Here is an 11,022-nt window from a genome sequence, read left to right as displayed (position 1 = left end):
GCGGCCAGTTCGAGGCCTTTAAGCAGACCTACGAACGGGTGAACTGCCGCAGCTGGGATAACGACCGTGATGCGCTGGCCACGGTGACCAAGCGCAGCTTCGCGAAGGCCTATGCCGAACAGTTCGGCGGCAGCGAAGACGACGCCATCAAGGTGATTAATGACGCCAAGGACAGCTACCGCCTTTCAATCGAGGGTTTCGCCAGCCGGGTTAAGGAGTATCTAGCTAGTCAGCCGCCTGGCTTTCGGCTCAACTTCTTTGTTGATGAGGCCGGTCAGTTCATCGGCCAGGAGCGCAGCCGGCTGCTCAACCTGCAGACCGTGGTGGAGAGCCTGGCGAGCGCAACTGATGGGCGGGCCACCGTGTTCATCACCTCCCAGGCCGACCTGGAGGGAATCCTCGGCCAGGTGAAGTTTGAGCAGGCCGACGACCTGAGCAAGATCCAGGGCCGCTTCAAGACCAAGCTCACTTTGGCCAGCGCCGATGTGCAGGAGGTGATCCAGCGGCGGCTGCTGGCCAAGACCCCGGATGAGCCGGAGCAGCTGATCAACATCTACGAGCAGGAGAGGGAGAACTTCACGACCCTGTTCCGATTCAGTGATGGATCAATTCAGCTCAAGGGTTGGGGCGACTGCCAGAGCTTTTGCGGTCTTTACCCCTTCCACCCCTACCAGCTGAGCCTGTTCCAACAGGCGATCCAGAGCCTGGCGACCCACAGCATTTTTGAGGGCCGCAACATGGCGGTGGGCGAGCGCTCAATGCTCTCGGTGTTTCAGCAGGTGGCGATGGCCATCAAGGAGTTGCCGGTGGGGCGGCTGGCCAGCTTTGACCAGCTTTATGACGGCATCAATGAGGTGATCCGAGGCGACAAGAAGCAGACGATGGTGACCGCCCAAAACCAGGTGGGCGAGCTGGAGCTGCGCATCCTCAAGGCGCTGTTCCTTTTGAAGTGGGTGCCGCAGTTCAAGAGCACGGCGCGCAACATCGCCATCTTGTTAATCAGCGAGCCCAGCTTCGATATCCGCGCCCATGAGCAGGCGGTTAAAGATGCCCTGATCAACCTGGAGAGCCAGAGCTACCTGCAGCGCAGTGGCGAGATCTACGAGTTCCTCACCGATAAGGAAAAGGATGTCGAACAGGAGATCAAGCGCACCGAGGTGTCGGATTCAGAGGTGATCAAGGCGCTGCACCGGATCGTTTTTGACGACGTGCTGCAAAGCAACAAGATCCGTTTTGCCGACAACGGCAACGACTACTCCTTTGCCCAGAAGATCGACGACGGCTTGATCAAGGGCAAGGAGGGCGATGTGGCCGTGAACCTGGTGACACCAGAGCACCCCAACTACGGCAGCGAGGCGATCCTCCGTAGCCGCAACATGGGTGGCACCGAACTGATGGCGGTGTTGCCGGGCAAGGAGCGGCTGCTCGATCAGATCCGCAGCCAGCTCAAAACCGACCTTTACATCCGCCAGAACAGCGGCAGTGAAGACGAAACCCTCAACGCCATCTTGGCTATCCGGGCTAAGCAGAACGGCAGCCGCCGCCAGGAGATCACCCGGCTAGCGGAAGAGCAACTGAGGATGGCCGTGCTGGTGGTGAATGGCCAGACCCTCTCGGTGGGAGAAGGTGACCCCAAGACCCGTTTCAGCAAGGCCTACCAGGAGCTGATCCGTTCGGCCTTCCCCAAGCTGAAGATGGTGCACGGGGTATTCAATGAGACCACCGTGGCGGCGGTGGTGCGCGACCAGGACGACTTGCTTGACGGCCTGGCGGTGCAGCTGTCAGAGGCAGAGCAGGAAGTGTTGGTGGAGGTGGAAAGGAGCAAAAACCAAGCCGAGCGGCTGAGCGCAGAAGCTCTGGTGCGCAAGTTTGAGGGGCGCCCCTATGGCTGGAGCAACTGGGCCACCCTCACCTTCATTGCGCGGCTCTACCGGCTCGGGAAGCTGGAGCTGCGGGAGAAGGAGCTGCTCAGCAGCGTGGAGGTGATCGAGGCACTCACCAACAGCCGCAAGCTGGGCGGCGTGAGCGTGCGCAAGCAGGAGGTGTACGACACCAGCACGGTGAATGCGCTCAAGCGCTTCCACCAGGAGCTGTTCAACGTGCAGAGCCTGGGCACCGATGCCCGCAGCACCTGCGAAGCCTTCCGCATGGCGATGGCAGAAGAAGCCCAGGACCTGCGGGAGATCGCAGCCCAAGCCGCCAGCTATCCCTTCCTGGCTGCTATGAAGCCGTGGGCCGAGCAGGCAGAAGCGATGGCCAAAAAGGACGACGGCTACCTGCTAAACCAGCTGGACAGCTTCAAGGCCAGCTGGCTGGATGCGGAAGAAGACCTGCTGACTCCCCTGAAGCAGTTCCTCAACGGCAATCAGAAAACGGTGTTCGACGAGGTGCGAGCCTTTGAACTGCGCTATGGCGATGAGTTTGCCGACCTGCCGGCCGAACAGGTGGCGCCGCTGCGAATGCTGCTGGAGAGCGACAAGCCCTATGCCGGCGGCCTGATCCCCCAGGCCAAAAGCGCGATAGGCGAACTGCAGAAGCAGCTGGGTGAGCGGCTGGCGGCGGCCAAGGTAAAGGCGCTGGAGGAGATCAGCGAGCAGGAAGCCCGCCTGAAGGCAACGGCCGACTTCCAGAGGCTGGAGGCGAGCAAACAGGAGCAGGTGCTTGCAGCCACCGCAGCGGCAAAAACCGATGTGGAGTCCGCAAGCCAGCCAGGACGAGCCTTGCTGCGGGTGAGCCGCTACCGGAACGATGAGGTTCCCAAACAGCTGCAGCGGATGGCGGCCTTGGTGGCGCCGCCGGACAGGCCAACGCCTGAACTGATCAAGGTGGTTCCGGCTTCTGCTTTGAAGGTGAGCTGCCCGCTGAGCCAGATCACCAATAGTCAGGAGCTGCAGCAGTGGCTGGAATCGCTGCGATCAGCAGCGCAGGTCGAGCTGGATCAAGGCCACAGGATCAGCCTGTGAACCGCCCAGAACTCAGGCCCCATCAGGGAGTGACTCGTAACCTAAAAACTTTTAAGTAAGACCATGCCCCCTGGCCTGCGCCCTCCTCGAGCCCCAGCAACCCGGCTCAACGCCATCGGCCGCCATGGCTTGCGGACTGGATTACGATGAGCATGCTCTGCAGCCCAAACTCAAGCTGTGGCAACTCCTCTCGCCACTCTCTCTACCAAGCAAGCCAGCGTGCGTTCGCTCAGCGTGAAAGAGCGGCTGCAGCGATCGATCGCCGCGCGCAGTGGCGAGGTCTTGCTGCGGCGCGATCTGGTGAACTTCGGCAGCCCGGCCCAGGTCAGCCGGGCGCTCAAGCAACTGGTGGCCGAGGGCAAGCTGGTGAAGATTGGCACGGGCGTGTACGCCAAAGCAGCGCCTGGGCCGATTTCAGGCATTCCGATGGCTCGGCAGCCGCTGGGCGCGTTGGCCGCCGAAACCTTCGATCGGCTGGGCATCCCTTGGCAGTTGGGGGCAGCGCAGCGCCGCTACAACGAGCGGCTCACCACCCAGGTGCCCTGGCGCACCACGTTCGATACCGGAAAGCGGCGCATCAGCCGCCGCCTGCAGATCGGCAAGCAGGTGGTGAACTATGAAAACGATCTCACCCGCCCAGTGTGGCGCCGTCGAAGAAGCGCTGCGCCTCGGCCTCACTGATCTGGCGCCTTCGATCCTGGAGAAGGATCTGCTGATCACTGAAGTGCTGGGGATGCTCGCCACCTTCGACTGGGGTGAGATTCAAGCGGTGTTCTGCGGCGGCACCTCGCTGAGCAAGGGCCACGGTGTGATCCAGCGGATGTCGGAAGACATCGATTTCAAGCTGGCGCTGCCTACCTCCTGGAGCCGCAGCCAGGCCCGCCGCAAGCTCAGCGCTTGTCGCAAAGAACTGGCGGAAACGATGCGGGCTGCGGATTTTGACCTGCCAGAAGCAGGCATCGTGACCCTCAACGAAAACCGCAATTTCTGCTTCTCCCTCGGCTACCTGCCGCAATTCCCCCTGGTGCCGGCACTGCGGGCGGAACTGCGTCTCGACTTCACTGCCCACACGCCATTGCTGGATCCTGTCCCGGTACAAGTGAGGCCGCTATTGGCGGAGTTCATGGAGTTGGACGCGCAGGTGGTGGAGCATCAGGCGGTGCTGCTTCAGGAAACCCTGGCGGAGAAGGTCGTGTCATTCCTGCGCCGCACCGCAGGCTGGCAGGAGCAGGCCGAGCGTGACCCCGACGACGACATGCTGGTGCGCCACTTGTACGACGTGCACCAGCTGCTGGAGGTGGTGCCTTCTGAACCTGAGGCTCAGGAGTTGCAGAGTTACCTGTTCACCAAGATTGTGGCCGGGGATCAGGCGAAATTCGGCCGCCAGGATTCAATCTTTGGCGCCAATCCACGTGAGCGCTTGCAGCAGGCGCTGGCACAGCTCCAGACCAGCGCTGAGGTGGCGGAGCTGTACGAACGGTTTGTGAGCGAACTTGTTTGGGGCGAACCGGTGCCATTCGCGGAGGCCCGCGCTGGCTTTGTGGCATTGGCTGCGCGGTTGCTGCAGGGTTTGGATTTACCCCCATAGCTGCCAGCCACTCCCGATCCACCACCCCCATCCGCCACTCCATGCCCGTCAACACCGCTGCCCTGAAGACCTTCGCCCCGGCGATGCGGCGGCAGCTGATCGAGGCGGTGGGCCGCAAGCTGGATCTGCTGCTCACCAGCCAGACCCCCGACACGCTCGGCACTCACGCTCAGCAGATCACCGAGCTCCGCGAGCATGTAGCGCAGAACCATGAGCAGCTCCTTGAACGGGTGGCCTACAGCTGGTTCAACCGCCTGGCGGCGCTGCGTTATCTCGATGCGCGGGGCTGGCATCCCTTTGGCGCCAGGGTGTTGATGCCGCAGACGGAATCAGAAACCCAGCCCGAAGTGCTGAAACTGCTGCGCAGCGGCAGCCTGCCCGCTGAACTGCAGCCCCACACCGATGAGGCGCGCCTGCAGGGCCTGCTCGATGGCCGGCTCCCCACGGCCCAGGCCGACGCCGATCCCCAGGGGGAGGTGTATCGCGAGTTGATCCTGGCGGTGTGCCGCTCTTATCATCAACTGCTGCCGAAGCTATTTGAAGGGCTGGATGATGCCAGCGAATTGTTGCTACCGGACGACCTGCTCAGCGATGGCTCGATTGCCGGCGGCTTCCGCAGCCAGATAAGTGACAGCGATTGCGAAGACGTTGAAATTATCGGCTGGTTGTATCAGTTCTATATCTCAGAAAAGAAGGATCAGGTGATCGGCAAGGTGGTGAAGTCGGAAGACATTCCGGCCGCCACCCAGCTGTTCACGCCCAACTGGATCGTGAAATACATGGTGCAGAACTCGCTAGGGGCGCAGTGGCTGGAGACCTATCCGGATTCAGCACTCAAGGACCAGATGGAGTACTACATCGAGCCCGCTGAGCAGACGGATGAGGTGAAAGCTCAGCTGGCTGCAATCACGCCGGAATCACTCAACCCCGAAGATCTGACCCTGATCGATCCGGCCTGCGGTTCAGGCCATATTTTAGTAGAAGCCTATGAGTTGTTCAAGGCGATCTATCTGGAGCGCGGCTATCAACAACGTGAAATTCCGCAACTGATCCTGGAGAAGAATTTGTTTGGTCTCGACATCGACGAACGGGCAGCCCAGCTGACCAGCTTTGCGCTGATGATGAAGGGCCGGGGTGATGATCGGCGTCTATTTGAGCGCGGCATCCAGCTCAATGTGATGGCGCTGGTGAACAGTGATGGGCTGGATGTGGAGGCGTTGGCCCATGCCATCAACCTTGCGGACCATGGCCTGAAGCTGGCGGACCTTGTGGAGTTGAAACAACTGTTTGAACACGCCAGCACCTTTGGCTCGTTGATACAGGTGCCGGATGGGTTGGCGTTTAAGTTGCCAGCGTTGAGGCGGTTGAGTGAGCTGAGGGGGCAGGAGATGATTGTGGCAGAGGAGTTGAAGAGTTTGGAGCCGCTGGTGCGGCAGGCTGAGTTGTTGGCGGTGCAGTATGACGACGTGGTGGCGAATCCGCCGTATATGGGCGGGAAGGTGATGAATGGCCAACTTAAGGGTCTTTTGAAAGATCACTTCAAAGACTTCGAAAAGGATGTGTTTTCTGCTTTCATCGCACGCAACCTGGCACTTACCAGGCGAAACGGACACTTGGCATTCATGTCGCCCTTTGTTTGGATGTTTGTGTCAGCGTATCAACCTTTACGAGCTCGTCTTGTGGAGGAAGAAACAATCACTTCGTTGGTTCAGCTGGAATATTCAGGATTCGATGGTGCGACTGTCCCCATATGCACCTTTGCCCTAAGAAAGGGACATTTAAGCAGAGAAAGGGCAAGCTTCGTAAAGCTTTCTGACTTCAAGGGTGCAGATAATCAAGGGCCCAGAACTCTTGAGGCAATCCGCAATCGCCACTGCGGGTGGTTCTTCGAGGCTGCCCAAGATGACTTCAAGAAAATCCCAGGCACCCCAGTGGCGTACTGGGTCGGCGAACGACTAAGAAATGTCTTCGAGAGGAGTACATCGCTCAGTAAACTTGTCGATGCAAAAGAGGGCTTGGGAACAAGAGATGACGATCAGTTTTTACGCTTTTGGTTTGAGGTTTCACAAAGTAGAATTGGAATGGGTTGCTCTGACCGATCTGATGCTGAGGAGTCAGGCAAAAAGTGGTTCCCTTGCAACAAAGGTGGACCTTTTCGCAAGTGGGCAGGAAATCAAGAGCACGTTGTCAACTGGCAAAGGGATGGAGATGAAATTAAATCATTTAGAGATGAAAGTGGAAGACAGAAGTCACGTCCTCAGAATCAAGCGTATTACTTCAGGTCATCAGTTAGCTGGTCCGGTATAACTTCAGGCCCGACATCTTTTCGAAAGTACGGCGAGGGCTTCATCAATAATGATGCAAGCATGTCGGCCTTTGCGACTGGGAAGCTTGACCTGTGGGCCCTTGCAGCCTATTGCAACACGCCAATCGCTAGTGTCATCTCCCGACTAATTAATCCGGCGCTTAATTTCAAGACTGGTGACTTCTTGAAGATTCCTTTTCTGGAGGATATTGGACAGGTTAAGCTGACTACAGCAGGCCATAATGCAGCAAGTCTTGTTGGGATGTCATCTTCCGATTGGAACTCATTCGAACGCTCCTGGGACTTCCAATTCCTCCCCCTCCTATCAGTCTCCACCGACCCAAATCCCACCCTCGAATCCAGCTACACCGCCTGTATTGCCAACAACAAACAAATCATCGCCGAGATGAAGCGCTTGGAGGAGGAGAACAACCGCCTCTTCATCGACGCCTACGGCCTCCAGGACGAACTCAACCCCGAGGTGCCGATCGAGCAGATCACCCTCACGGTGAATCCCGCCTACCGCTACGGCGGAGATCTCAACGAAGAAGAAAAGTGGGAGCGCTTCCGCCGAGACACCATGGCGGAATTCCTCTCCTACGCCACCGGCTGCATGATGGGTCGCTACAGCCTCGATCAGCCCGGCCTGATCCTTGCTGACTCCCGCGAAAGCCAAGCCGCTCAACTAACCGCCTACGAGGAAAAAGTCGGCAAGCATTTGGGCGAGGTCCAGTTCAAGCCAGACCCCGATGGGATTATCCCCGTCCTCGACGGCGAATGGTTTGAAGACGACATCGTCGCCCGTATCCGCGAATTCTTGACCGTCACCTTCCCCGAGAGCAGCGTCGGTGAGAACCTGCGCTTCATCGAAGAATCCCTAGGCAAAGACATTCGCAAATACTTCTGCAGCGAATTTTACAAAGATCACCTACAGGCCTACAAGAAGCGCCCGATCTACTGGCTGGTGCAGAGCCCCAAGAAGGGCTTCTCCTTCCTGATCTATCTGCACCGCTACACCAAGGACACCCTTAACCAGGTGCTCAATAACTACTTCCGGCCCTACCTGCAGAAGCTGGAGGCCCGCCTGGCCCAACTCGGGCTCGATCAGCTCAATGACGACCTGCCCACCCGCGAACGCACTGCTGCCCGCAAAGAAGCGGAGAAGATCACAAAGGTGCTCAAGGAATGCCAGGCCTGGGAGCAGGACGCGCTGCTGCCCCTGGCCCAGCAACGCATCGAGCTCGACCTCGATGACGGCGTGAAGGTGAACTACCTCAAGCTGCAGGAGGTGCTGGCGCCGATCCCTGGCCTGGCGGCCAAGGAGGACTGAGCTGATGGCTGGGCAAGACGCTTCAGCTCAGGGGCAGAGTCGGGCTCCCGGGGCAGAGTCAAGGGCAGAGTCAGGGGCAGAGTCGCTGCTTGCTCCCACTGGGTCACAGCGCCAACCGCGCCGTGCCGGTCATCAGGTACTGAATCGCCTCACGCCCCCGCCGCGGCAAGGCCTCAACGGCGCCCGCCTCGATCAGTTGCTGCAGGGTCTGCGACACCGAGGGTTGCTTCACCTGCCACAGTTCCACCAGCTGGGCCTGGGTCTGGGCCGTAGCCGAGTCCACCTGCGCCCAGGTCAGCAGACGATCCCACGCGGTGTCGCCCAGCTGCTCTTGCAGCTCCGTCTGGTTGCGTTGCCGCAGCGTCAGCAGCAGATCCTCCAGCCCCACCGGCACAACGTCGGCGCCTGCGCTGGTGAGCCCCAGCAAGCCTGTGATCCCATCCTCCAGAGCCTTCAGCATCCCTCGCAGATCGCCGCGGAACAGTACGTACAGCCGCTGCACCACGGCAGCCTCCACAGGGGGGCGCCAGGGTCTGTCTGGATCGAGCTGCAACGCCTCATAGCGATTGGCCAGCAACTGCTCCACATCCCCCAGCGCCAGAGGCTCCAGCACCAAGGGATTGCTGAACACCGATCGGATCTGGGTGTGGCTCTGCACCACTGTGCGCACGGCATCGGTGGTACCCACCACGATCAGATGCAGGCCGTCGTGCAGCAGCGCCTGATCGCGGATACCTCGGAGCAGATCTGCCGCTCGCGACGCGCCCGCCTCACTGAGATTTTCGAGGTTGTTGAGGTGCAGCACGATGCCGCGGGCGCCCTGGCCGATCGCGTAACGGAGCAGGTCGCGCAACACCCGCGGCCCATCCAGCAGCAACGCCCCTGGAGGCGTGGCCACGCTCTCGCTCTGGCTGCCGCCAAGCCCAAGCCCAAAGGCCGACAGCGTCAGTCCGCCCCCACGCAGGCGGATACTGCGTACCAACTGTTGGGCGGTCTCCACCTCGGGTCCCGCTGCCGTTGGGCAGTTGGCCAGCACGGCGTCATAGACGCCGGAGAGCAGCTGGCTCAACAGGTGTTCGCTGGCGCCTTCAGCACTGATCGGGATGATCTCGTCACAGCTCCAGTAGCCCCCTGCCTGGGCATCGGCCTTTACCGTTTGCACAAGCGTGGTCTTGCCGATGCCAGGGCGACCCGCTACCGCCTGCCGCGAGCTGGGGCTGCTGCCGATAGTGGTCAGCAGCAGCTGTCGCTCCGTTTGCCGGCCCACAAACAGACTCAGCGGTGTGGCCTGCGAATCCGCCCGCAGGGTTGCCTGGAAGTAAGGCGAGGAGCGCAGGTTGTAGAGGCTCCACAGGTTCGGCAGTGCCATGGCGGCAAGTATTGGCAAAGGGCTGCGGCCAGCCAATACTGGTCATGTATTGGCCGAATTGGCAATACAAAGCCATGACCCGCACCCCCGCCACCACCAGCCGCATCCACGAGAGCCTCGATAGCGCTCTGGCTCGCAAGCGGGTGGTGCTCTGGTACGACCCCAATGGCGAGTGGGCCTCTGAGTTCGCTGACTACCAGCCCGCTGCGGCCGAGAAGCTGCGGGTGGAGCGCAATGAGTTCTCCGTGAAGGTGGCGATCAGCCGCGCCCCCCTGGATCAGCGCTTCCTGCTCTACCTACCCACCGCCAAGCCACCAGAGCCGGATAACTGGCTGCTGGACCTGCTGCTGGCGGGCCATGAGTTCACTGCCGATCGGGCCTCGCTCGACATCCAGGAAGCCGGGCTCACGCTGGAGTTCAAGGAGCTGGCACAGCAACACAAGGCCTTCTTCCGCTCGCCGGTGCGCACCAGCAAGCTCAAGGAGTTGCTGCGACCCAATGACAACGAAGCGGCCGTGCGGCTCAAGATGCTCGCCGTGCTGGCCAAGCAGCCGCCCGATATCGACAAGCTGCTGCTGCATGCCTTCAGTCAGCTGGAGCCGGCCAACCCCGATGGCGACGACCCGGTGGAGGCCCTCTACGGCAGCCAGCAACTCAGTGGCCACTTCTGGAGGGCAGTGGGCGAGAAGTTTGGCTACGCCAGCCCGGAGCCCAACCTGCGCGACTTTGCTGTTGGCCTGTTCAACAGCGTCAGCAGCATTGGCCCCTCTGGCGAGCTGCTGCCCCACGCCCGGGTGTTCATAAGCATCTGGAAAGACAGCCTCAGCTCTCGGCCAGCCTTTGAGCAGTGGAGTGATCATCTGGCCGGTGTGTTGCGCGTAGAGGAGCAGCTCAACGACGCGCCAGAGAGCTACGAGCCAGATGACGACGACAGCTATGAGCTAATCGAGCGCTTTGTGCTCAGCCGCCTGCTGCAGCGTTTTCAGGGCGACGTCTCAGATACGGAACTGCTGGAGACGATCCGCAACCGCAGCAGCTCCTGCTGGTTTGGCAAGCACCAGCATGGCTACCGCGCCTTGGAGCAGGCGATCACTTTCCGCGGTCTGCTGGCTAAGGCTGATCTGCAGGTGCCCAGCTTTGACGAGGGTCTGCAGCGCTACTGCAACGGCTGGTGGCGCCTGGATCAGGCCTACCGCCGCTGCATATTCCACGCCCGCACCTACCAGCAGCCCGGGCTGCTCAAGCCGCTGCGCGACTGGCTCGAGGCCCAGTACGTCAACAACGTGCTGCTGCCGCTCACCAACCGCTGGAGCGATCAGGTGGCTGGCCTCAGTAACTGGGGATCGAGCACCCTGCCGAGGCAGAAGGAGTTCCACATGCGCTACGTGCATGCGCCGCTCTCCTCCAAAGGTCTCAAGCGCCTGTTTGTGGTGATCTCCGATGCCCTGCGCTACGAGGCCGCTCGCG

At 60.6% G+C, this 11,022-nt stretch carries 6 protein-coding genes; 5 read left to right on the top strand and 1 reads right to left on the bottom strand.

Features of this window, described 5'->3' with window-relative positions; all coding sequences use genetic code 11:
- The 4 genes from brxC to pglX all read left to right on the top strand — a co-directional run.
- Positions 1–2,963: BREX system P-loop protein BrxC (gene brxC / locus KBZ15_RS09925; protein ID WP_255015050.1), on the top strand; the 2,963-nt coding region annotated here is incomplete at its 5' end.
- A 177-nt stretch (positions 2,964–3,140) separates the two neighbouring features.
- Positions 3,141–3,644 carry a DUF6088 family protein gene (locus KBZ15_RS09920; RefSeq protein WP_255015048.1) on the top strand — a complete coding sequence of 168 codons (504 nt, stop codon included), beginning with the start codon at positions 3,141–3,143 and terminating at the stop codon, positions 3,642–3,644.
- Positions 3,580–4,551: a nucleotidyl transferase AbiEii/AbiGii toxin family protein gene (locus KBZ15_RS09915; protein ID WP_255015047.1), complete on the top strand. Its 972-nt coding sequence runs from the start codon at positions 3,580–3,582 to the stop codon at positions 4,549–4,551. The genes KBZ15_RS09920 and KBZ15_RS09915 overlap by 65 nt, the downstream gene beginning before the upstream one ends.
- Before the next feature lie 41 nt (positions 4,552–4,592).
- On the top strand, positions 4,593–8,186 hold the full coding sequence (gene pglX / locus KBZ15_RS09910; protein ID WP_255015046.1) for a BREX-1 system adenine-specific DNA-methyltransferase PglX: 3,594 nt from the start codon (positions 4,593–4,595) through the stop codon (positions 8,184–8,186).
- Between the two features lie 103 nt (positions 8,187–8,289).
- On the opposite strand, the gene KBZ15_RS09905 is transcribed toward pglX, so the two are convergent.
- A complete protein-coding gene (locus KBZ15_RS09905) occupies positions 8,290–9,555 on the bottom strand; it encodes an ATP-binding protein (protein ID WP_255015045.1) in 1,266 nt (421 codons plus the stop codon).
- A 74-nt stretch (positions 9,556–9,629) separates the two neighbouring features.
- On the opposite strand from KBZ15_RS09905, the gene pglZ reads away from it, so the two are divergent.
- A partial coding sequence (pglZ, locus tag KBZ15_RS09900) for a BREX-1 system phosphatase PglZ type A (protein WP_255015044.1) occupies positions 9,630–11,022 on the top strand: 1,393 nt, incomplete at its 3' end.

It is taken from the genome of Cyanobium sp. BA20m-p-22 (assembly GCF_024346275.1).
Lineage (GTDB): Bacteria > Cyanobacteriota > Cyanobacteriia > PCC-6307 > Cyanobiaceae > Cyanobium_A.
The sequence above is the reverse complement of the archived record's forward strand: the minus strand, read 5'-3'. Positions and strand labels throughout refer to the sequence as shown.